The organism is Streptomyces sp. NBC_01446, assembly GCF_026340095.1.
Classification (GTDB): domain Bacteria; phylum Actinomycetota; class Actinomycetes; order Streptomycetales; family Streptomycetaceae; genus Streptomyces; species Streptomyces aureus.
Map to the genome: position 1 here is coordinate 1,187,479 of NZ_JAPEPO010000001.1, position 23,081 is coordinate 1,210,559.

16 protein-coding genes are annotated in these 23,081 nt (G+C 70.7%); 5 read left to right on the top strand and 11 right to left on the bottom strand.

The annotated features are described in order from the left end of the window. The first annotated feature begins 153 nt into the window (after positions 1-153). Positions 154-1,029, top strand: coding sequence for a hypothetical protein (locus OG456_RS05325; protein ID WP_266557694.1), 876 nt, complete (start codon positions 154-156; stop codon positions 1,027-1,029). Between the two features lie 100 nt (positions 1,030-1,129). After that, positions 1,130-3,622, top strand: a complete 2,493-nt coding sequence (locus OG456_RS05330) for a Tex family protein (RefSeq protein WP_266557696.1) — start codon at positions 1,130-1,132, stop codon at positions 3,620-3,622. A 149-nt stretch (positions 3,623-3,771) separates the two neighbouring features. On the opposite strand, the gene OG456_RS05335 is transcribed toward OG456_RS05330, so the two are convergent. Continuing rightward, on the bottom strand, positions 3,772-5,415 hold the full coding sequence (locus OG456_RS05335) for an ABC-F family ATP-binding cassette domain-containing protein (protein ID WP_266557698.1): 1,644 nt from the start codon (positions 5,413-5,415) through the stop codon (positions 3,772-3,774). Between the two features lie 69 nt (positions 5,416-5,484). Then, a complete protein-coding gene (locus OG456_RS05340) occupies positions 5,485-6,510 on the bottom strand; it encodes an oxidoreductase (RefSeq protein WP_266557700.1) in 1,026 nt (341 codons plus the stop codon). Positions 6,511-6,576: 66 nt separating this feature from the next. On the opposite strand from OG456_RS05340, the gene OG456_RS05345 reads away from it, so the two are divergent. Beyond that, positions 6,577-7,536, top strand: coding sequence for an FAD-dependent oxidoreductase (locus OG456_RS05345; RefSeq protein ID WP_266557702.1), 960 nt, complete (start codon positions 6,577-6,579; stop codon positions 7,534-7,536). Positions 7,537-7,723: 187 nt separating this feature from the next. On the opposite strand, the gene OG456_RS05350 is transcribed toward OG456_RS05345, so the two are convergent. From OG456_RS05350 to OG456_RS05360, 3 genes are all read right to left on the bottom strand, one after another. Beyond that, positions 7,724-9,337, bottom strand: a complete 1,614-nt coding sequence (locus tag OG456_RS05350; protein ID WP_266569058.1) for a BCCT family transporter — start codon at positions 9,335-9,337, stop codon at positions 7,724-7,726. 108 nt (positions 9,338-9,445) lie between these two features. Continuing rightward, entirely contained in the window at positions 9,446-10,732 is a 1,287-nt protein-coding gene (locus OG456_RS05355) for a M14 family metallocarboxypeptidase (RefSeq protein WP_266557704.1), read from the bottom strand. An 11-nt stretch (positions 10,733-10,743) separates the two neighbouring features. Next, positions 10,744-12,711, bottom strand: a complete 1,968-nt coding sequence (locus tag OG456_RS05360) for a Xaa-Pro dipeptidyl-peptidase (RefSeq protein ID WP_266557706.1) — start codon at positions 12,709-12,711, stop codon at positions 10,744-10,746. 204 nt (positions 12,712-12,915) lie between these two features. Between OG456_RS05360 and OG456_RS05365 the strand changes: the two genes are divergently transcribed. Then, positions 12,916-14,406, top strand: a complete 1,491-nt coding sequence (locus tag OG456_RS05365) for a M1 family metallopeptidase (RefSeq protein WP_266557708.1) — start codon at positions 12,916-12,918, stop codon at positions 14,404-14,406. 15 nt (positions 14,407-14,421) lie between these two features. Here OG456_RS05365 and OG456_RS05370 read toward each other — a convergent pair whose 3' ends face one another. From OG456_RS05370 to OG456_RS05380, 3 genes are all read right to left on the bottom strand, one after another. Next, positions 14,422-15,285, bottom strand: a complete 864-nt coding sequence (locus OG456_RS05370) for an oxygenase MpaB family protein (protein WP_266557710.1) — start codon at positions 15,283-15,285, stop codon at positions 14,422-14,424. A gap of 68 nt (positions 15,286-15,353) precedes the next feature. Then, positions 15,354-15,677, bottom strand: a complete 324-nt coding sequence (locus tag OG456_RS05375) for a hypothetical protein (protein WP_266557712.1) — start codon at positions 15,675-15,677, stop codon at positions 15,354-15,356. A gap of 166 nt (positions 15,678-15,843) precedes the next feature. Next, the gene (locus OG456_RS05380; RefSeq protein ID WP_266557714.1) at positions 15,844-17,316 is read right to left on the bottom strand and encodes an amino acid permease; all 1,473 of its coding nucleotides are present in this window, start codon (positions 17,314-17,316) and stop codon (positions 15,844-15,846) included. Positions 17,317-17,660: 344 nt separating this feature from the next. Here OG456_RS05380 and OG456_RS05385 point away from each other — a divergent pair, with 344 nt between their 5' ends. Then, positions 17,661-18,401, top strand: a complete 741-nt coding sequence (locus OG456_RS05385) for a MerR family transcriptional regulator (RefSeq protein WP_266557716.1) — start codon at positions 17,661-17,663, stop codon at positions 18,399-18,401. Between the two features lie 26 nt (positions 18,402-18,427). Here OG456_RS05385 and OG456_RS05390 read toward each other — a convergent pair whose 3' ends face one another. From OG456_RS05390 to OG456_RS05400, 3 genes are all read right to left on the bottom strand, one after another. Then, complete coding sequence (locus tag OG456_RS05390; protein ID WP_266557718.1) at positions 18,428-20,608, bottom strand: 3-hydroxyacyl-CoA dehydrogenase NAD-binding domain-containing protein; 2,181 nt, start codon at positions 20,606-20,608, stop codon at positions 18,428-18,430. A gap of 37 nt (positions 20,609-20,645) precedes the next feature. After that, on the bottom strand, positions 20,646-21,860 hold the full coding sequence (locus OG456_RS05395) for an acetyl-CoA C-acetyltransferase (RefSeq protein ID WP_266557720.1): 1,215 nt from the start codon (positions 21,858-21,860) through the stop codon (positions 20,646-20,648). Positions 21,861-21,927: 67 nt separating this feature from the next. After that, positions 21,928-23,070, bottom strand: coding sequence for an acyl-CoA dehydrogenase family protein (locus tag OG456_RS05400; RefSeq protein WP_266569060.1), 1,143 nt, complete (start codon positions 23,068-23,070; stop codon positions 21,928-21,930). Between the last annotated feature and the right edge of the window lie 11 nt (positions 23,071-23,081).

Sequence of the window (23,081 nt, forward strand, 5' to 3'; positions counted from 1 at the left end):
CGGCACGACGGCCGCAACGACGAGTACCCCACCTTTCCTGCCATCCGCGCCTGGTGCGGTGGGAGCGTCCGGCCGGCGGCTCGGCGAACGGTTCGGCGAATGGTCCGCGCCCCGCACGTTCCACCCGTACCAACCAGTCGGTAACGTACCCGTATGACGACCTCCCCGGCTTCAGACCCCCGCGCCGCCCGCCGCTGCCACAACATGCTCAACCCGTTCCACTCGATGCACTACTTCTCGCCCGACCTGGGCAAGGAGCTGGGCGCCATCGGGATCACCCATCGGAGCGCGGCGTACTTCGCGGCCCGCGCGGCGGCGATGGGGGCCGTCGGCGCGGGGACCGTGACGGCGACGTTCTACAACTTCAAGCACGAACTCGTCGCCGAACACGTGCCCGCGGTGTGGGAGACGGCCTCCCCGGAGACGGTCCTCGCGGCACGCGCGCGTGCCGTCGACTCGACGCTGCGCAGGCTCCTCGGCGACGAGATCGTGACCTCCCCGGAAATGGCCGAGGCCGCCACTCTCGCGCTGCGGGCCACGGAGGCCTGCACCCGCCACGCCCGGCCGCTCTACGCCGGCCACGCCGACCTGCCGGTGCCCGAAGAGCCGCACCTCGCGTACTGGCACGCCGCCACCCTGCTGCGTGAGCACCGCGGCGACGGGCACCTTGCCGCGCTGCTCGCCGCCGACCTCGACCCCGTCGAGGCGCTGGTGAGCCATGTGGCGACCGGCAAGGGCATGGCCCCGAAGTGGCTGCTCGCCACGCGCGGCTGGACCCACGACGACTTCGACGCGGCCGCCGACCGGCTGCGGGAGCGCAAGGTGCTCGACGCGCAGGGCGAGTTGACCGAGCTCGGGGTGGCGCTGCGCCACGATCTGGAGGCGCAGACCGACCGGCTCGACCGGGCGCCGTACGCGCACCTGGGCGAGGCGGGCGTGGCCCGGCTCACGGAGCTGGCGGGCGGTTTCATGGGCACCGCGCTCGGCGCCGGCGCGTTCCCGGCCGACCTGATCGGCAAGGCCGCCTGAACGGACACCCGGCGCCGGCAGGCCGGTGGGCTGCCCCCCGTTGTCGGCACCACCTGCCACAATTGCCGCGCACCCTCAGTTGAGAAGGCGGTACGGCATCGTGGCAACACCCAGCGCAGGTCCCATCACGGGGTCCATCGAAGGCAGGATTGCCGAGGAGCTCGGCGTACGGGAGCGGCAGGTGAAGGCCGCCGTCGAGCTGCTCGACGGCGGTTCGACGGTCCCGTTCATCGCGCGCTACCGCAAGGAAGCGACCGAGATGCTCGACGACGCGCAGCTGCGCACGCTCGAGGAGCGGCTGCGCTATCTGCGGGAGCTGGAGGAGCGGCGCGCGTCGGTCCTCGACTCGGTCAGGGAACAGGGCAAGCTGACCGACGAGTTGGCGGCGCAGATCATGGCCGCCGAGACCAAGGCGCGCCTCGAGGACATCTACCTGCCGTTCAAGCCGAAGCGCCGCACCAAGGCGCAGATCGCGCGTGAGGCGGGGCTGGAGCCGCTGGCGGACGGGCTGCTCGGGGACCCCACGGTGGAACCGGCCGCCGCTGCGGCCGCGTTCGTCGACGCCGACAAGGGCGTCGCGGACGCGCAGGCCGCGCTCGACGGCGCCCGCGCCATTCTCACCGAGCGCTTCTCGGAGGACGCCGACCTGATCGGCGAGCTGCGTGAGCGCATGTGGGGCAGGGGACAGCTGGCCGCCAAGGTCCGCGAGGGCAAGGAGGAGGCGGGCGCGAAGTTCGCCGACTACTTCGACTTCTCGGAGCCGTTCACCGCGCTGCCCTCCCACCGGATCCTCGCGATGCTCCGCGGCGAGAAGGAGGAGATCCTCGACCTGACCCTGGAGCCTGAGGAGCCGGGAGACACGGCCGGTGGCCCGTCCTCGTACGAGCCGATCGTCGCGGACCGGTTCGGGATCAGGAACCAGGGACGGCCCGGGGACAAGTGGCTGTCCGACACGGTGCGCTGGGCCTGGCGGACCCGCATCCTGGTGCACCTCGGCCTCGACCTGCGGCTGCGGCTGCGCACGGCGGCGGAAGACGAGGCCGTGCAGGTCTTCGCGGCGAACCTGCGGGACCTGCTGCTCGCCGCCCCGGCGGGCACGCGCGCGACGCTGGGCCTCGACCCCGGCTTCCGTACGGGCGTGAAGGTCGCGGTCGTCGACGCGACGGGCAAGGTCGTGGCGACGGACGTCATCCACCCGCACGTGCCCGCGAACCGGTGGGACGAGGCGCTGGCCAAGCTGGCCCGTCTCGCCCAGGAGCACAAGGTCGACCTGATCGCGATCGGGAACGGCACGGCGTCGCGCGAGACCGACAAGCTCGCCGGTGAACTGATCACCAAGCACCCGGAGTTGAACCTCACCAAGGTGATGGTCTCGGAGGCGGGCGCGTCGGTGTACTCGGCGTCGGCCTTCGCCTCGCAGGAGCTGCCCGACATGGACGTGTCGCTGCGCGGCGCCGTGTCGATCGCCCGCCGCCTCCAGGACCCGCTGGCCGAACTGGTGAAGATCGACCCGAAGTCGATCGGTGTCGGCCAGTACCAGCACGACCTGTCCGAGGTGAAGCTGTCGCGCTCCCTGGACGCGGTCGTCGAGGACTGTGTGAACGGCGTGGGCGTGGACGTGAACACGGCGTCCGCTCCCCTGCTGGCCCGCGTGTCCGGCATCGGCTCGGGCCTCGCTGAGAACATCGTGGCGCACCGCGACGCGAACGGCCCGTTCACGTCCCGCAAGGGTCTCAAGGACGTGTCCAGGCTGGGCCCGAAGGCGTACGAGCAGTGCGCGGGCTTCCTGCGGATCCGCGGCGGCGACGACCCGCTCGACGCGTCGTCCGTGCACCCGGAGGCGTACCCCGTGGTCCGGCGCATGGTGAAGACGACGGGCGGCGAGGTCGCGTCCCTGATCGGGAACGCGGCGGCGCTGCGCGGGCTGCGGCCGGCCGAGTTCGTGGACGACAAGTTCGGTCTGCCGACGGTCTCGGACATCCTGAAGGAGCTGGAGAAGCCCGGGCGCGACCCGCGTCCCGCCTTCAAGACGGCGACCTTCAAGGACGGCGTCGAGAAGATCTCCGACCTGGCCTCCGGGATGGTCCTCGAGGGCGTCGTGACGAATGTGGCGGCGTTCGGCGCGTTCGTGGACGTCGGTGTGCACCAGGACGGGCTCGTGCATGTGTCCGCGATGTCGAAGACGTTCGTGAAGGACCCGCGGGACGTCGTGAAGCCGGGTGACATCGTCAAGGTGAAGGTCCTCGACGTGGACATCCCGCGCAAGCGGATCTCGTTGACGCTGCGCCTCGACGACGAGGCGGCGGCGGGCGAGCCGGGTGCCGGGGGCGGGGCCGGGGCCGGTGCCGGTGGTGGCCGTCGGGAGCGTGGCGGGCGCCCGCCGCAGCAGCGGGGGCAGCAGCGCCAGGGCCAGGCACAGGGCGGCGGTCAGGGCCAGGGCGGCCAGGGCCGACGCCAGCAGGGCCAGGGGCAAGGTCAGCGGCAGCAGTCTCAGGGACAGCGGCGTGGTGGCGCGTCCGCACCCGCGCCCGCGAACAGCGAGATGGCCGAGGCGCTGCGCCGCGCGGGCCTGCTCGACCCGAAGGGGCGCTGACACACCCGGGGCCGGTCACCACACAGGTGACCGGCCCCGGGCGCCACGCCGACGCGGGCGGCACACGTCAGCCAGGGCCACGCGTCGGCCTACGCAACACACGCCGGCCCACGCGCACACGCCGGCCCACGCCGCACACCGCAGAAACGTCAGACGGACAGCTCCGTCACCTTGCCGTCGGCGACCTCGAGGCGCCGCTGCGTCCTGACGGCGTCCAGCATGCGGCGGTCATGGGTGACGAGCAGGAGCGTGCCCTCGTAGGAGTCGAGCGCCGACTCCAGCTGCTCGATGGCGGGCAGGTCGAGGTGGTTGGTCGGCTCGTCCAGGACGAGCAGATTGACGCCGCGGCCCTGGAGCAGCGCCAGCGCGGCGCGGGTGCGCTCGCCCGGCGACAGCGTGGCCGCCGACCGCAGGACGTGTTCGGCCTTCAGGCCGAACTTCGCGAGCAGCGTGCGCACGTCGGCCGGCTCGGTGTCCGGCACGGCCGCGCAGAACGCGTCGAGCAGCGACTCCGAGCCGTGGAACAGGGCCCGCGCCTGGTCGACCTCACCGACGACGACGCCGGAGCCGAGCGTCGCGTGCCCCGCGTCCAGGGGCACCCGGCCGAGGAGCGCGCCGAGCAGCGTCGACTTCCCGGCGCCGTTGGCCCCGGTGATCGCGATGCGGTCGGCCCAGTCGATCTGGAGCGAGACCGGACCGAGCGTGAAGTCGCCGCGCCGCACCTCGGCGTCGCGCAGCGTGGCGACGACGGCGCCGGAGCGCGGCGCCGCCGCGATCTCCATACGCAGCTCCCACTCCTTGCGCGGCTCGTCCACGATGTCGAGGCGCTCGATCATGCGCTGCGTCTGCCGGGCCTTGGCCGCCTGCTTCTCGCTGGCCTCGCTGCGGAACTTGCGGCCGATCTTGTCGTTGTCCGTGGCCTTGCGGCGGGCGTTCTTGACGCCCTTGTCCATCCAGCCGCGCTGCATCTGGGCGCGGCCTTCGAGGGCTGCCTTCTTGTCGGCGTACTCGTCGAACTCGTCGCGGGCGTGCCGGCGGGCGACCTCGCGTTCCTCCAGGTAGGCCTCGTATCCGCCGCCGTAGAGGTTGATCTCCTGCTGGGCGAGGTCGAGCTCAAGGACCTTGGTGACGGTGCGGGTCAGGAACTCGCGGTCGTGGCTGACGACGACCGTGCCGGCGCGCAGCCCGCGCACGAAGGACTCCAGGCGCTCCAGGCCGTCCAGGTCGAGGTCGTTGGTCGGCTCGTCGAGCAGGAACACGTCGTAGCGGGACAGCAGCAGCGAGGCGAGACCCGCGCGGGCGGCCTGGCCGCCGGAGAGCGAGGTCATCGCCTGGTCGAGGCCGACGCCGAGGCCGAGGGACCCGGTGATCTCCTCGGCGCGCTCGTCGAGGTCGGCGCCGCCGAGGTCGAGCCAGCGCTCCAGGCTGACGGAGTAGGCGTCGTCGGCCCCCGGCGCCCCGTCGACGAGGGCCTGGGTGGCCTCGTCCATGGCGCGCTGCGCGGCGTCGACGCCGGTGCGCCGGGCGAGGAACTCGCGCACAGTCTCGCCGGGACGGCGCTCCGGCTCCTGGGGCAGGTGCCCCACGGTCGCGCCGGGCGGTGAGAGCCGCAGCTCGCCCTGCTCGGGGGTGTCGAGGCCGGCGAGGAGTTTGAGGAGCGTGGACTTCCCGGCGCCGTTGGCGCCGACGAGCCCGATCACGTCGCCGGGCGCGACCACGAGGTCGAGCCCGGAGAACAGGGACCGGTCGCCGTGCCCGGCGGCGAGGTTCTTGGCTACGAGAGTGGCAGTCATCAGACCGCCGATTTTAGCGATCGGGCGGACCGCCCACGCCCGCCGCTCCCCGTCGGCGCAAGACCCCCCTCACCGGGCCATGGGCGCCACCAGCACGCTCCCTGTGGTGCGGGCCACGACGAACGACTCGCCCCTGGTCGCCTTCGGGTCGAGCGCGATGCGGTGGCGGCCCGGTTCGAGTACGGCGTCGAAGACGTCCTCGGCGTGGGCGCGGTAGAGCCGGTCGAGGCGGTACGCGGTGAGGCGGACCCGGCAGGCGGAGGTGACCTCCAGGCCCGCCTCCCCGTCGGCGGCGACGAGGCGGGTGAGGCGCCGCTGCGGGACGGCGCGGCGGTCCAGGGCGCTCTCGATCTGGGCGACGAGAAGCGGGATGATCGGGGCGAGCCCGTCCACGTACGCCGCCTCGACGCCCACCCGCTCGAACTGTTCGCGCACCGCGGCCCGGTCCGACTCGCTGACGGCGCGACCGAAGGCGACCGCGCCGTAGGTACGCAGTTCCTCGGGCGGCACACCGGCCACGTCCTGGGTGATCTCGGCGCCGATGCCGATGGTGCGCAGAGCGGCGGCGAGTTTGGCGAGGACGGCGACTCGGGCCCCGATGAGCAGGACACGGCGGTCCGGGGCCGGCTCCGCGGCGCCGTCGAGCAGTGGCCGCAGGGCCTCGCGGTACGCGTCGCCGTGGAAGCGGAACGGGCCCATGCCGTGGTAGCCGTTGAGTTCCAGGTCGGCTTGCTCCTCGGTCTGCCAGGCGAAGTTCCGCCAGATGACGTCGGGCCCGTCCGCCTCGATGACCGCGGTGACGGCCCCGCATTCGAGGTCCTCGCACTCGGGGCACCCGTAGATGACGTAGCGGCCGCCGGGCAGCGGCGCGTCCGCTTCGAGGAGCAGGCTGCGGACGTGGGCCGTGAAGATCGCCGGCGGGATGTCGGAGGCGAGCGGGGAGACGGCGTCGAGGTCGGAGAGCTGGAACAGCAGCGGCGAGCCGTTCACGATGAAGTCCAGGAACTCCCGGTGGACTTGGTAGTCCCCGTTCGTGAGAACTCCACCGGCGCGCATGGCCGGTGCCAGGCCGAAGGTCGCGTACTCGGCAGACATGTCCGGAGTATTCCCACCCGAGAGCTGATGTGAGCACGGCAGGACGCATTCCGCTACGGTCCGTTCGTGGACAGTGACGCGAGCAGTGATGTGATCGTGGTCGGCGGCGGGGTCATCGGCCTGACGACGGCTCTGGAACTCGTGGGCATGGGGCGGCGCGTGCGGGTCTGGACGCGGGATCCCACGCCTCTGACGACGTCGGCGGTCGCGGGCGCGCTGTGGTGGCCGTACAGGATCGACCCGGTGGAGCGGGTGACCAACTGGTCGCTGCGGTCCCTGCGCGTGTACGAGGAGTTGGCGGCGCGGCCCGGTCCCGCGGGCGTGCGCATGGCGGAGGGCGTGCACGCCGACACCGTCCTCGACGGTCTGGGACCGTGGGCGGACGGGGTGGCGGGGCTTCGTCCGGCGACCGCGGCGGAGTACGGCGGTGGCGCGGGCCTGTGGGCACGGCTTCCGCTGGTCGACATGCTGGTGCACCTGGAGTGGCTGAAGGAGCGCTTCCTGGCGGCCGGCGGGCGCGTGGAAACGCGGGAGGTCACGGACCTCGCGGAGGCGGGCGCGGCGGCTCCGGTCGTGGTGAACTGCACGGGCATCGGCGCCCGGACGCTCGTACCGGACGATTCCGTGCGCCCCCTGCGCGGGCAGCTCGTCCTCGTGGAGAACCCGGGCGTGGACACGTGGTTCACCGGCGGCGGTGACTCCCCCGACACCTCGACGTACTTCTTTCCGCAGCCCGGCCGGCTGATCCTGGGCGGCACGACGCAGGAGAACGACTGGTCGCTCGAACCCGATCCCGCCGTGGCGGAGGCGATCGTGGCGCGGTGCGCGGGGGTGCGGCCCGAGATCGCGGGGGCGCGCGTCATCGGGCATCGGGTGGGGCTGCGGCCGACGCGGCCCGAGGTGCGGGTGGAGCGTGAACGGGCGCCGTGGGGCGGGGTGTTGGTCCACAACTACGGCCAGGGCGGGGCCGGTGTGACGGTCGCGTGGGGCTGCGCCCAGGAGGCGGCCGGGCTCGCCGTCTCCTGAGCGCTTCGACCGCACGGACCGGAGGCTAGGGCCTTTCGTTGGGATCACGCCGGGCTCGCGGGGCCTGGCATCGCGCCTCGCGGCGTTGTCGTCAGTCGCCGACGCTCCGCGTGGGCTCCCTGCTCCGCCTTGCGATGCACGGCGCCAGACCCCCCTCCCTGGTCCGGCCTGATCCGAACGAGAGGCCCTAGCCGATCGGGTCGCCCTCGCGCTCCGTGCCCTGGCCCGGCCCGATCCGGATCTCGAAGTCGCCGTCGTACTGCTCGTGTCCGGCGATGACCGCCGCCTCGACGGCCTCGACGCCCAGGTCGCCGCGGACGATCAGCGGGTCGTGGCGCAGGTCCCGCATCAGGGCCACGCACATCCCGATCATGACGAGGGTGAAGGGCGCGGCGACGAGGATCGTCAGGTTCTGCAGGCCTGTCAGCGCGTTGCCCGAGCCGTTGCCGATGAGGAGCATGACGGCGGCGACGGCTCCGGTGACGACGCCCCAGAAGATGACCACGAAGCGGCCGGGTTCGAGGGCTCCCTTCTGCGAGAGCGTGCCCATCACGATGGAGGCCGCGTCGGCGCCGGACACGAAGAAGATCCCGACGAGGATCATCACGAGCAGGCTCGTCGCGGTGGCGATGGGGAACTCGTGCAGAACACCGAAGAGTTGGGCCTCGGGGGTGGAGGCGCTGCCGAGTGCGCCGCCCTCCTTCAGGCTCATCGCCGTACCGCCGAAGACCGCGAACCAGATGAGGCTGACGGTGCTGGGCACGAGGATGACGCCGCCGACGAACTGCCGGATCGTGCGGCCCTTGCTGATGCGGGCGATGAACATGCCGACGAACGGCGTCCAGGAGATCCACCACGCCCAGTAGAAGACCGTCCAGCTGCCCAGCCAGGCCGCGACGCCCCTGCCGCTGGACGCCTCCGTCCTGCCGATGAGCTGGGGCAGGTCACCGAGATACGCGCCCAATGACGTGGGCACGAGGTCGAGGACCAGGATCGTCGGCCCGGCGATGAACACGAACACGACCAGGATCAGGGCGAGGACCATGTTGATGTTGGACAGCCACTGGATGCCCTTCTCGACCCCGGACACCGCCGAGGCGACGAAGGCGACGGTGAGGACCGCGATGATGGTGACGAGAAGCCCTGTGCTCGCCGTGTCCATCCAGTGGAGCACCTCGAATCCGCTGCCGATCTGCAGGGCGCCGAGGCCGAGGGACGCGGCGGAGCCGAAGAGCGTGGCGAAGATCGCGACGATGTCGATGACGCGGCCCCAGGCCCCGTGCGCGTGCCGCTCGCCGATCAGCGGCACGAAGACCGAGCTGATGGTCTGCCGGCGGCGGCGCCTGAACGTGCTGTAGGCGATGGCCAGTCCGACGACGGCGTAGATCGCCCAGGGGTGCAGCGTCCAGTGGAAGAGGGTCGTGGCCATGGACGTCTCCATGGCCTGGGCGGAGTCGACGGGCTGGGTGCCCGGCGGGTGCGTGGTGTAGTGGGCGAGGGGCTCGCTGACTCCGTAGAACATCAGGCCGATGCCCATGCCGGCGCTGAACATCATGGCGACCCAGGAGACGGTCCTGAACTCGGGCGTCTCGCCCTCGTCGCCCAGCGTGATCTTCCCGTACCGGCTGATCGCCAGCCAGAGGGCGAAGACGACGAAGCCGGACGCGGCCAGCATGAACGCCCAACCGCCGTTGTGGATCAGCCCTTTGAGGAGGCGTGTCGAGATGTCCTCAAGGGAGTCGGTGGCGACGGAGCCCCAGATGACGAACGCCACGGTGAGTGCGGCTGTCACGCCGAACACCACCCGGTCGGTCGCCGGACTCCGTCGCCCCGTCGCCTCCGCGGCAGGTTTGATTTCGGGATTGTTCACCCCTCAGGACCTACCACAAATGAGGCGAATGCCCCGGATTCAGCAGGTTGTGTCGGGCTCCCCCTCGATGAGGTGGTACGGAGCACGCGCGTCGAGGAGCAGCGTCACGAGCGCCCGTTCGGACTGACGCAGCGGCACGAACACCCCTTCCCCCGCCCGGTCCTTGCGCACCGTGATCCCGTGCAGCGCCAGCTTGTCCTTCACGGCCGCGTACTGCGCCGCGTCGAGACGGTAGCCGCACGGCGGGTTCTGGATGATCTCCGCGGGTTCGGCCGGGTCGTTGTCCGCGCCGCCGACGTAGACGGGTCCGCGGTCGCGGTAGCCGGCCACGCGGGCGGCGCCGGTGGCCGCCTCGATCCTGCCACGATGCTGATCGGTGAACGTGAACAAGCCGCCGAGAGCAGAGAGTTGGCTCTTCACCCGACGCCGGTTGTTGAGCGCCGGGTCGGCCTTCTCCGCGTCGGTCTGGGGGTCGACGCGGCTCTCGATGAGCAGTCCGACCGCGTGCTTCACGCCGGAGACGTTGCGCAGGATGCGCTCCTGCCCGTCCCCCGCGGTCTGCTTGACGGGCTCACCGGTCACCGGGTCGGTCCAGATGCCGTACGTGCCGGTGGAGTATCCGCCCGAGTTGGCGGCAGGACGGACGTACGCCCTGGAGAGGGTCTCCGCCTCGTCGTGGACCTGGGTGTCGGTGTTGAGGTTGCGCGGCCAGAGGTCGAAGAGGTCCTTGTCGTAGTACTTGGGTGTGGCCCCGTACTCGTGAAGGTCGTAGATCACGTCGGGCTTGCGGTCGCGGATGACGGCGGCCATGGCCCGCGCCTCGGCGGTGTCCAGGGCGATGTGGTCGCGGTTGATGTCGACACCGTCGGAGTTGCCGCGGGTGTTCGCGGCGCGGCCGTCGGGGTTGGCGGTGGGGACGACGAGCAGGGTGGTGCGGGACAGGAAGGCCTGCGTCTTCTTGTCCTTGGCGTAGGCGAGATCACGGATCGTGGTGAGACACGCCTCGCGGCCGGACGGTTCGTTGCCGTGCTGGCTGCAGATGAGCAGCACGGTGTTCGCGGTCCGGTGCTCGCCGATGCGGACGAGCTGGACGGGCCTGCCCTGCTTGGTCGTGCCGGCCGTGTCGACGGAGACGCGGTCACTGCCCTTGTCGACCGCCGCGAGGAAGTCCTGCTCCTCGGGCTGACTGGTCCAGTCGGCTCCGTCGCGCTGCTCGAAGCCGGTTCGCGGCACCGCGGAGGACGCCTGGGCCGGGGCCGTGAGCAGGGGCGCGGCGAGGGCGGCCGCCGTCGCGGCCAGGGCGAGGGTACGGATGTGGGGTGTCATGGAGCGCGGTGTCATCGGGCACTGCCTCCCGGGACAGGGCGGAACGGGCGGGGGTCGGCCAGGCGCTCGGGTGCCGACGTGCGCGGCGCGGCGGTGTGGGTGCCGGCCGTGGCGGACGCGAACGCGTGGGCTCCGCCGACGAACGGGACGCGCGCGGACGTCCTGGCCAGGTCGAGGGTGAGCGTGGGCTTGGTGGACGGCGGGTCGATGAGGTCCTTGTCGGTGCCCGCGACGATCAGCGCGAGGCGGTGGCCCGCCGGCACGACATGGTCACTCGGGGCCAGGTCGAGGGTGATCGTGTAGGGCTTGCCCGGGGTGAGCGGCCTGCCCGTGCGGTCGGAGGCGTAGTTGCCGAGGTCGGCCCAGCCGCGGCTGAACACGGTCCGGTCGACGTCGGCGGTCTTGGCCTCGGTCCGCAGGAAGCAGGAGCTGTCGCCGGCCGTGCTCGCGCCCCAGCAGGTGCGGTCGGTGAGCGTGGTGATGCCCTCCCCGGCGTCGGCGTAGTCGCGGATGGTGGCCGGGCCGAGGTCGACGAGGACGGCCGAGAGGTGGGCGGTCGTGGTCGACGGGGTGGCGGTGACGGTGACCTTCGACGAGCCGGACAGGCGCAGGTCCTTGCCGAGCGGCTCGGTGATGAACCCGGCCTTGTCGGGCGTCGACTTGTCGATCTGCGCGGCCCAGTCGGTCTCGCTCAGCTTCGGGTCGTCGGTGAACGTCTCGGTGCCCGAGCCGTGCTTCAGGCCGAGCTTGCCGACACCGGCGGCGCTGCCCTTGGCGGGGCTCAGGCGCACGGCGTCGGTGGTGCGGGGCGGCCAGACGCGGTCAGTGGTCCAGTGGTCGGGGGTGCGTTCGATGTCGGCCATCGGCTCGCGGTCCACGCCGTTGTCGTAGCCGAGGAGTTCATGGTCGAACCAGCGGTGGAGAGTGTCGACCCAGGCGCTGCGGCGGGAGTCGAAGGGGTCGACATGGCCGGTCTGCGCGAGCCAGATCTTGCGGTCGACGCCGGCCTTCGCGAGGGCGTCCCACCACTGGCCGAAGTGCTTGGCGCGGACGTTGAGGTCCTGCATGCCGTGCACGACGAAGACGCTGGCCTTGACCTTGCCGGCGTCGGGCACGTAGTTCCGCTCGTCCCACAGGCCGGTCCAGTCGCCGGTCCTGGGCGCTTCGTCGACAAGTCGCTTCTGCACGGTGGCGCAGCGCGCGCGGGCCTCGGGGCTCTCGACGTAGTCGGACAGCCACTCGGGTCCGCTGTCGTACAGGGGCGCGCCCTGCTGGAAGTAGTAGTCGTACCACGAGGAGATGCCGCCGATCGGGACGATCGTCTTCAGGCCCTCGACTCCGGTGGCGGCGACGCCGTTCGCGATGGTGGCGTCGTAGCTCTTGCCGATCATGCCGGTTCTGCCGTTGGTCCAGCCGGCCTTGGCGCGTTCGGTGCCCGTGCGGGTCGTGTAGCCCTTGCCGCGGCCGTTCAGCCAGTCGACGACGGCCTTGCCGGACTGGATGTCGGAGCGGCCGCCGACGTCGACACAGCCGTCGGAGCGGTTGGTTCCGGCGAGGTCGACGGCGACGAAGGCGTAGCCGCGCGGCACGAAGTAGTTGTCGTAGTACAGCGGGAACTGGACGACGTTGCCATGCTCGTCGTACGTCTTCAGCTGGCTCTCGTTGCCGCGGCCGCAGCAGGAGTAGTACGGGCTCGCGTCCATGATCACGGGGACTTTGCGGCCCTGCTGCGCGGGTTCGCGCGGCCGGATGATGTCGACGGCGACCCGGTCGGTCTTTCCGTCGCCGTCCCCGTCGAGCCGGGTGTCGACCCAGACGGATTCGCGGATGGCCTTGTCGTACGAGTAGACGGGCTTCGACTCGCGGGGCGCGGCACTCTGGGCGGCCCCGGGAGAGACGAGGACGGCAAGGAGTGCGGCGGCGGCCGCTGTCGCAAGCGTCCTCCACAGGGGGCGCGTGCGTCTCTCAGGTATCGGCATGGGGCGGAAGCTACCCCGGTCAACTCCCGCGCAAAAGAGGGCAGTCCGTGACGATGAAAGGTGCGATGAAAGGTGTGTGGGACGTTATGGCACATGTCGGCCGAATGGCGATCGTGTGACACGTGAGGCCATGGACATGACCGGGGCGGGAGGGGCTGAATAGGGTCGGCAACAACGTTCACGGCCCTACGACTTGGAGCTTTCGTGTACCGCAGACTCATCGCCCCGGGCGCACTGGCGGCCGCTCTCATGCTGGCGATCCCGGCATCGGCGGCGGACTTCGCGCCTGGGGCATCGGGCATCGGCGACCCCTACTACCCGGACTACGGGAACGGCGGCTATGACGTCTCCCACTACGACCTGCGGCTGAAGTACCAGCCGAAGACGGACCTCCTGGAGGGCACGGCGACGATCCTCGCCACGTCCACGCAGGACCTCTCGCGCTTCGACCTCGACTTCGGCCTCAAGGTCAGCGAGGTCCTCGTCAACGGCAAGAAGGCCAAGTTCGCCACGTCCGGCGTGGAGGAGCTCGAGATCACTCCGCCGGCGGGCCTGCCCAAGGGATCGACGTTCACCGTCGTCGTCCGCTACGCGGGCAAACCGTCCGACGTGAAGCTGTACGGCTTCACGTCCCCGCAGCGCACCGCGGACGGGGCCGTCTTCGCCAACGAGCCGGAGTCCGCGGCCTGGTGGTTCCCGTCGAACGACCACCCGCGCGACAAGGCGACGTACGACGTGTCGGTGGCCGTGCCGGACGGGACGCAGGCGATCTCCAACGGCGTGCTCCAGTCGCAGTCGTCGAAGCTCGGCTGGACGCGCTTCAACTGGCGCTCCAACAAGCCGCAGGCGACGTATCTGACCACCCTCGCGGTCGGCAAGTTCGACATCACGACCGACAAGACGGCGGACGGCCTGCCGGTCGTGAACGCGTACAGCAAAGACCTGGGCGACAACTACGGCGCGGCGCGCGCGAGCGTCGAGCGGACCACCGAGGTCGCCGAGTGGCTGGAGACGAAGTTCGGGAAGTACCCGTTCAACGCGCTCGGCGGGTACGTCCCGAACGTGCCGTCGCACTTCGCGCTCGAGACGCAGACGCGGCCCTTCTACTCCCCCGCGCAGTTCGCGAACGGCTCCAACGTGTCGGTGATCGTGCACGAGCTGGCGCACCAGTGGTACGGCGACAGCGTCTCCGTCGACGGCTGGAAGGACATCTGGATCAACGAGGGCTTCGCCCGCTACAGCCAGTGGCTGTGGTCGGAGAAGGAGGGCGAGGGCACGGCACAGGAGCTGGCGGACTACGTGTACGCGCAGCACCCGGCCGACGACGCGTTCTGGAAGGTGAAGCCCGGTGACCCGGGCGCGGAGAACCAGTTCGACATCGCCGTGTACGACCGCGGCGCGCTGGCCATCCAGGCGCTGCGCAACGAGGTCGGCGAGAAGAAGTTCGCCGCGATCCTCAAGGGCTGGCCGCAGGAGCACGCGTACGGGAACGCGAAGGTCTCCGACTTCGTGAAGTTCGCCGAGAAGGTCTCGGGCAAGCCCCTGGCCGGTCTCTTCGACACGTGGCTCTACCAGGCGTCGAAGCCGGGCACGGCCGCGGCGCAGCGGGACCGGGTGGCGCGGGCCGGGGTGGCGCCGGCGAAGCCGAAGTCGTGGAAGCAGATCGCCGCGACGAACTCGGTGCACGACCACTGACGCACGGAGTGCCTGTCAGCGGGCGCGGGCCGCTTCGGCGGCTCGTGCCCGTCTCGCCATCGGCAGATAGCGCAGGCGCTCCGGCAGGAGCGGCGCCACCCGCCGTACGACCGCGCCGAACCGTCTCAGCCCGCGCTCCTGGGCCGGGGTCCATGGCAGGCCGATGGCCTCCCGCGCGTCGGGCGGCATCAGCCCGATCGTGAGGAAGCGGCGGAAGCGGGCCAGCGGGGGCAGCAGCACCGGCCACAGTGCGCGCAGCGCGAGCCTGACCGGCAGCGGCCCGCGGTCGGGCGGCGGGACAGGCACGTCGACCGCGACGAGTTCACGGACGACCGTGGTCAGCTCGATCTCGTCGGCCAGGACCTTGCGGTAGTAGGGCCAGAATTCCTCGACGGTCTGCGGCATGTCCCGGTCGTGCAGGCCGAGGATCCGGCCGACCTGGAGCCACTCCGCGTAGAGCCGGCGCTCCTGCGTCTCGGTGAAGGGACGGCGGCCGAGGTAGCGCTGGGCCTGGCGGTAGACGGGGAAGCCGGTGGCGTGGACCCAGGCGTAGTAGGCGGGGGTCAGCGCGTGGTAGCTGCGGCCCCGGGTGTCGGTGCCGCGGATGGTGCGGTGGAGCTGCCGCAGGCGGCGCCCCTCCTGCGCGGCGGCGTCACCGCCGTAGACCCACAGCATCACCGAGCGCAGGGAGCGCTCGCCGCGGCCCCAGGGGTCCGTGCGGAACACGGAGTGCTCGTCTACGCCGGCGCCGACGGCCGGGTGGGCGACCTGAAGGGTGAGCGCCGCCGGAAGCGCGAGCAGAGACCGCACCTCACCTGCGATGTCCCACAGGATGCCGCCGGGCGGGGGCGGCTCCGGATCGGGCTCGTGCTGCTTCATGCGGCTCCCCAGCGGTTCCCGGGTGATACGTGATCCAGTATGCGACCCCGGGACCCCGGTGGTACCGGTCAGGGGTGTGCCATGCCGCCACTGCCCGTCGACTCACTGCCCAACCGGGACGCCAGGTCGGACGCGAGCTCCGAGACGCAGGTGCGCAGGTCCGTCTCGGCGGCGGCGACCGGGCCGAGCGGCACGCCGGTGAGGTCCGCGCGGGGCCGGACGGGGGCGCACTGGCAAGGCTGAGGCGGTTGCTCGCACCCAGGGGCGGCCGCGCCCTGCGCGCCGGACCACCGCCGCGCCCGGCCGAGGACCCCCGCCGCGAACAGGGCGACCGATGCGCCGACTTGACCCACCTTGAGGTGGAATTCCAGGGGCAGGGGTACAAGGGCCATGCCTTGGGCCTACCCGACCACCCCCGACTCGCAACGTGCGGCGAAGCCCCGGTGGTCCTGCACCGTCACCACGATGCCCAACGGCACGGTGGCGCCACCTCGAAGACATGGGCGATCTTCGATATGACGCCACCGTAGGGGCTGCCGCTGACAGTGGGGGGCGGCGCTATTCGCCGTCGGTCAGCTTGGCCAGTTCCTGGGTCGCCTCGCGCCGGATGCGGCGGCGGGCGGCGAACCAGCCCGCGACGAGCAGGACCACGATGACCGGGATCAGCATCAGGGTCTTGCGGCCCGTGTCCGGGTCGTTCCACATGAGGCCGAGCACGAGCAGCAGGAAGACGATCGTGACGATCTCGGTGACCGGGGACCAGGGCAGGCGGAACGACGGCCGCTTGATCAGGCCCTGCTTGGCCCGCCGGACGAACGCCAGGTGGGCGACCATGATCATGACCCAGGTGCCGATGATGCCGATCGAGGAGACCTCGATGACGATCTCGAAGGCGTCGTGCGGGAGGAGGTAGTTGAGGCCCACGCCCAGGACGCCGACACCGGCGGTGAGCAGGATGCCGCCGTACGGCACCTGGCTGCGGTTCATGCGTGCGGTGAACTTCGGCGCGGAGCCCGACATCGCCATGGAGCGCAGGATGCGGCCGGTGGAGTAGAGGCCGGAGTTGAGGCTGGACATGGCCGCGGTGAGCACGACCAGGTTCATGATGTCGCCGATGCCGCCGACGCCCAGCTTGCTGAACAGCGTGACGAACGGGCTCTCGTCCGACGAGTACACCGAGGACGGGAGCAGCAGCGCGAGCAGCACCACCGAGCCGCAGTAGAAGAGACCGACGCGCCACATGATCGAGTTCACCGCGCGCGGGACGACCTTCTGCGGGTCGGCGGTCTCGCCCGCCGCGACACCCACCAGCTCCAGGGCGGCGTAGGCGAAGACGACGCCCTGCATCACGAGGATCACCGACATGGTGCCGCTCGGCATGAATCCGCCGTGGTCCGTGATCATGCTCAGGCCCGGGGTCTGGCCGTCGATCGGGTGCTGGGTGGCGATCAGGAAGATGCCCACGAACAGGAAGGCGACGAGCGTGGCCACCTTGATGATCGCGAACCAGAATTCCATCTCGCCGAAGTACTTCACCGAGATCAGGTTCACGCCGAGCACGACCGCGAGGGCGATCAGTGCGAGCACCCACTGCGGAATGGTCGTGAAGGCACTCCAGTACTGGGTGTACAGGGCGATCGCGGTGATGTCCGCGATGCCTGTCATCGACCAGTTCAGGAAGTACATCCAGCCGGCGACGTAGGCGCCCTTCTCGCCGAGGAACTCACGCGCGTACGACACGAAGGAACCGGAGGACGGCCGGTACACGACCATCTCACCGAGGGCGCGCACGACCAGGTACGCGAAGACTCCGCAGACGAGGTACGCGACGGCGAGTGCGGGGCCCGCCGAGTGGAGGCGGCCACCCGCTCCGAGGAACAGTCCGGTACCGATCGCGCCACCGATCGCGATCATGTTGACGTGGCGGGCCTTGAGGTCCTTGCTGTAGCCGGCGTCACCCGCGTCGGCGGGCGCCTGGGACGCATCTGTGCGGGATGCGTCCAGCGCCGTGTTGGCGGCTTCCTTGCTCACGTGGGGGGATCCCTCTGTGGTGCCCGGATCGCTCCGGGGTCCGGATGTGCTGCGGCCCGCGACATTCCTGACATGGCGCGGACCGACTGTGCACCTTCCCCCACGAGGCGAGCAGCACGCGGTGGCGGAGATCACATAGCGGGACTTCTCACATGATGATCAGCCTCTGTACAGCGGGTTCGGCGAGGCGTATAAGCACTCGCTCATTCCCGAACGACCCCTGGGTGCCCGCCTTTTCCGTCGCAGCGCGCTTTCACAACATTGGTGTGTCAGCAATACTGTTGAACCTACCGGGCGTGGAACCGGAGCACGGCAGGTCGCGGACCCGAGAAGCGAGGCGCAGCATGACGACGGACACCGAGGATCCGACGCTCACGGTCGACGAACTGGCCGCGCGCGCGGGCGTCACCGTCCGTACGATCCGCTTCTACAGCACGAAGGGCCTGCTCCCGCCGCCCGTGATCGGGCCGCGCCGGGTCGGCCACTACGGCCGGGACCACCTCTCCCGGCTCGCGCTCATCGAGGAGCTCCAGCACCAGGGCATGACGCTCGCGGCGATCGAGCGGTATCTGGAGCAGCTGCCCCCGGACCTGAGCGCGGACGACCTGGCGATCCACCGCGCCCTGGTGGCGACCTGGGCCCCGGACTCGGCGGAGGACGTCACACGGGCCGAGCTGGAGCGCCGGGCCGGGCGGGCCCTGTCCCGGGAGGATCTGGACCGGCTCGCCGCGATGGGCGTCGTCGCGTACCAGGAGGACAGCGACAGCTTCCGCGTGGACCCCGGTCTGCTGCGGCTCGGGGTGGAGCTGCTCGGGGTGCCGATCGCGCACGAGACGATCCTCGCGGCGCGCACCGTCCTCATGGAGCACACGCGGGACGCCGCCCAGGAGCTGACGCGGCTGTTCCGCGACGAGGTGTGGGGGCCCTACCGGGAGCGGGAGTCGAACCCCGAGGATCCCTCGCACGTGGCGGCGATGAAGTCGCTGTCGGCCCATATGCAGCCGATGGTGGTGCAGGCCCTCGTGACCGCGTTCCAGCGGTCGCTCAAGGAGCAGTTGCGGGAGGCGTTCCGCGCCGAGGGCTGAGCCCCCGGCGCGGAACCCCGTGACCGTCAGGCGTCGGTGAAGGTCTCGCCCTTCCCGGCCTTCTCGACGAGCAGCGCGGTCGGCTGGAAACGCTCGCCGTAGCGCTCGGCGAGTTCGCGCGAGCGGGCCACGAAGCCGGGCAGACCGCCCTCGTAGCCGTTGATGTACTGCAGGACTCCGCCGGTCCAGCCCGGGAAGCCGATGCCGAAGATGGACCCGATGTTGGCGTCCGCGACCGAGGTCAGGACGCCCTCCTCCAGGAGGCGCACCGTGTCGAGCGCCTCGGAGAAGAGCATGCGCTCCTGCATGTCCTTGAACGGGATCTCGTACCCGGGCTTGGTGAAGTGCTCGCGCAGCCCCGGCCACAGACCGGCGCGCTTGCCGTCCACGTACTCGTAGAAGCCCGCGCCGCCGCTGCGTCCGGGACGGTCGAACTCCTCGACCATGCGGTCGATGACGACATCCGAGGGGTGGCCGGCCCAGGTGCCGCCCGCCTCCTCGACAGCTCGCTTCGTCTCGTTACGGATCTTGCGGGGCAGGGTGAGGGTCAGCTCGTCCATGAGAGACAGGACCTTGGCCGGGTAGCCGGCCTGGGCCGCGGCCTGCTCGACGGAGGCGGGCTCGATGCCCTCGGCGACCATCGCGACGCCCTCGTTGATGAAGTGCCCGATGACGCGGGAGGTGAAGAACCCGCGCGAGTCGTTCACGACGATCGGCGTCTTGTTGATCTGGCGGACCAGGTCGAAGGCGCGGGCGAGCGCCTCGTCACCGCTGCGCTCGCCCTTGATGATCTCGACGAGCGGCATCTTGTCGACGGGTGAGAAGAAGTGCAGTCCGATGAAGTCCTCGGCCCGCTCGACGCCCTCGGCGAGCAGGGTGATCGGCAGGGTCGAGGTGTTGGAGCACAGCAGCGCGTCGGGCTCGATGACGTGCTGGATCTCCTTGAACACCTTGTGCTTGAGCGCCGGGTCCTCGAAGACGGCCTCGATCACGGCGTCGCAGCCCGCGAGGTCCTGCGGTTCGGCGGTGGGTGTGATGCGGGCGAGGAGCGCGTCCGCTTTCTCCTGCGTGGTGCGGCCGCGGGAGACGGCCTTGGCGCAGAGCTTCTCGGAGTAGTTCTTGCCCCGGGCGGCGGCGTCGGCGGTCACGTCCTTGAGGACGACCTCGATGCCCGCGCGGGCGCACGAGTAGGCGATGCCCGCGCCCATCATGCCGGCGCCGAGGACGGCGACCTTGCGGACGGTGCGCTTCTCGATGCCCTTGGGCCGGTTCGCGCCGGAGTTGACGGCCTGGAGGTCGAAGAAGAACGCCTGGATCATGTTCTTCGCGGTCTGGCCGGTGACGAGCTCGGTGAAGTAGCGCGCCTCGATGGTCAGGGCCGTCTCGAAGTCGACCTGGGAGCCCTCGACGGCCGTGGCGAGGATGTTGCGCGGGGCCGGGTACGGGGCGCCGTTCAGCTGCTTCTTGAGGTTGGCCGGGAAGGCGGGCAGGTTCGCCGCGAACTTCGGGTTGGCCGGGGTGCCGCCCGGGATGCGGTAGCCGGGCTTGTCCCAGGGCTGCTGCGACTCGGGGTTGGCGTCGATGAAGGCGCGCGCCTGGGCGAGCATCTCCTCGGGGGTGGCGGCCACTTCGTGGACGAGGCCGTTCTCCAGGGCGCGCTTCGGGGTGTACTGGGTGCCCTGGAGGAGCACCTTCAGCAGGGCGTCGGTGATGCCCATGAGGCGTACGGTGCGGGTCACGCCGCCGCCCGCGGGGAGCAGGCCGAGCGTGACCTCCGGGAGGCCGATCTTGGAGCCGGGCGCGTCGAGGGCGATGCGGTGGTGGGAGGCGAGCGCGATCTCGTAACCGCCGCCCAGGGCCGCGCCGTTGATCGCCGCGACGACGGGCTTGCCGAGCGTCTCGATGCGGCGCAGGGAGTTCTTGATGCCGGTGCCGGTCTCGAACGCCTGCTGGGCGTTCTCGGGGCCGGCCTTCATCATGTCCTTGAGGTCACCGCCGGCGAAGAACGTCTTCTTCGCGGAGGTGTAGATGATGCCGCGGATCGAGTCCTTCTCGGCCTCGGCGCGGTCGGCGATCGCGGCGATCGAGTCCTTGAACGCCTGGTTCATCGTGTTCGCGGACTGGTTGGGGTCGTCGAGGACGAGGGTGACGATGCCGGTCTCGTCCTGTTCCCAGCGGATGGTGGTACTCGCCGAAAGTGCTGTCATTTCTGCTGCTCCGTAGATGCCAGTGCGGGAAGGACGGTCAGAGACGCTCGACGATGGTGGCGATGCCCATGCCGCCGCCGACGCACAGTGTGGCGAGGCCGTAGCGCTTGTCCTGACGCTCCAGCTCGTCGATGAGGGTGCCGAGGATCATCGCGCCGGTGGCGCCGAGCGGGTGGCCGAGCGCGATGGCGCCGCCGTTGACGTTGACCTTGTCGAGGGAGAGGCCCATGTCCTTGACGAAGCGCAGGACGACGGCGGCGAAGGCCTCGTTGATCTCGACGAGGTCGATGTCGTCGATGGTCAGACCGGCCTTGGCGAGGGCCTTGCGGCTGGCGGGCGCGGGGCCGGTGAGCATGATCGTCGGCTCGGAGCCGGAGACGGCCGCGGAGACGATCCGCGCGCGCGGGGTCAGGCCGTGGCGCTCGCCGACCTCCTTGGTGCCGATGGCGACGAGGGACGCGCCGTCGACGATGCCGGAGGAGTTGCCCGCGTGGTGGACGTGGTCGATCTTCTCGACCCAGTGGTACTTCTGCAGCGCGACGGCGTCGAAGCCGCCGAGGTCGCCGATGTCCGCGAACGACGGCTTCAGCTTGGCGAGCGAGTCGGCGGTCGTGCCGGGGCGCAGGAACTCGTCGTGGTCGAGGACGGTCAGGCCGCTGCGGTCCGTGACGGGCACGACGGAGCGGGCGAAGCGGCCGTCCTTCACTGCGGCGGCCGCGCGCTCCTGCGAGAGCGCCGCGTACTCGTCGACGTCGCGCCGCGAGAAGCCCTCGATGGTGGCGATCAGGTCCGCGCCGATGCCCTGCGGCACGAAGCCCGTCTCGTAGTTGGTCATCGGGTCGGCGAACCAGGCGCCGCCGTCCGAGGCCATCGGGACGCGCGACATCGACTCGACGCCGCCGGCGAGGACGAGGTCCTCCCAGCCCGAACGGACCTTCATGGCGGCCAGGTTGACCGCTTCGAGGCCCGAGGCACAGAAGCGGTTCTCCTGCACACCGGCCACGGTGTCGGGCAGTCCGGCGGCGATGGCCGCGATCCGCGCGATGTCGGAGCCCTGGTCGCCGACCGGGCCGACGACGCCGAGCACAATGTCGTCGATGGCGGCCGGGTCGAGGTCCGGGAAGCGGGCCTGGATCTCGTGGATGAGGCCGACGACGAGGTCGATCGGCTTGGTCCCGTGCAGGGAGCCGGTCGCCTTGCCGCGTCCGCGCGGGGTGCGGATCGCGTCGTACACGTACGCTTCGGTGCTCACTCGCTTGCCTTTCAATGAGGGTGGGCCGGGCGTCGAGGGTGGGCCGGGCCGGAAGGTCGGTGGGGAGTCAGCCGAGCAGGGAGCGCCCGATGATCTCCTTCATGATCTCGGTCGTGCCGCCGTAGATCGTCTGGATGCGTCCGTCGGTGAAGGCCTTGGCCACCCGGTACTCCGCCATGTAGCCGTAGCCGCCGTGGAGCTGGAGGCAGCGGTCCGCCACACGCTTCTGGAGCTCGGTCGCCCACCACTTGGCCATCGAGGCGTGCACCGCGTCGAGCTCACCGTTCGAGTGGTCGACGATGCAGCGGTCCAGGAAGGTCCGGGTGACGGCGCACTCGGTGGCCATCTCGGCTATCTCGAACCGGATGTGCTGGAGCTTGGCGAGCGGCCGGCCGAAGGCCTCGCGCTCCTTGACGTAGGTCGTGGTGATCTCCAGGAGGTGCTCCGCGGCGGCGATCCCGGCGACGGCGATGCCCATGCGCTCCTGCGCGAGGTTCGTCATCAGGTGGACGAAGGCGCCGTTGAGCTCGCCGAGGAGATTCTCCTTCGGAACACGTACGTCGTTGAAGAAGAGCTCGGCCGTGTCCTGGGACTTCTGGCCGATCTTGTCGAGGTTGCGGCCGCGCTCGAAGCCCTCCGTCCCGCGCTCGACGACCAGGAGGGACAGGCCGTGGGCGCCACCGTCGGGCGTCGTCTTCGCGACGACGATCACGAGGTCGGCGAGGATCCCGTTCGAGATGAACGTCTTGGAGCCGTTGAGCACCCAGTGGTCGCCGCGGTCCTCGGCCGAGGTGCGGATGCCCTGGAGGTCGGATCCGGCGCCCGGCTCGGTCATCGCGATGGCGGTGATCAGCGAGCCGTCGCAGAAACCGGGCAGCCAGCGGCGCTTCTGCTCGTCCGTGGCGAGTGACGTCAGATACGGCCCGATGATGTCGTTGTGGAGACCGATCGCGAGGCCGGCGGCTCCCGCGCGCGTGAACTCCTCGGCGATGACGGCGCTGTAGCGGAAGTCGGCGTTGCCGCCGCCCCCGTACTCCTCGGGCACAGCGAGCCCGAGGAGGCCCTGGCGTCCGGCCGCGAGCCAGGCCTCGCGCGAGACGATGCCGTCCTTCTCCCACTGCTCGTAGTGCGGGGTGACCTCCTTGGCGAGGAAGGTGCGCACGGTCTCGCGGAACGCGTCGTGCTCCCCGGTGAAGATCTGCCGTTCCATTGCCATCGTGG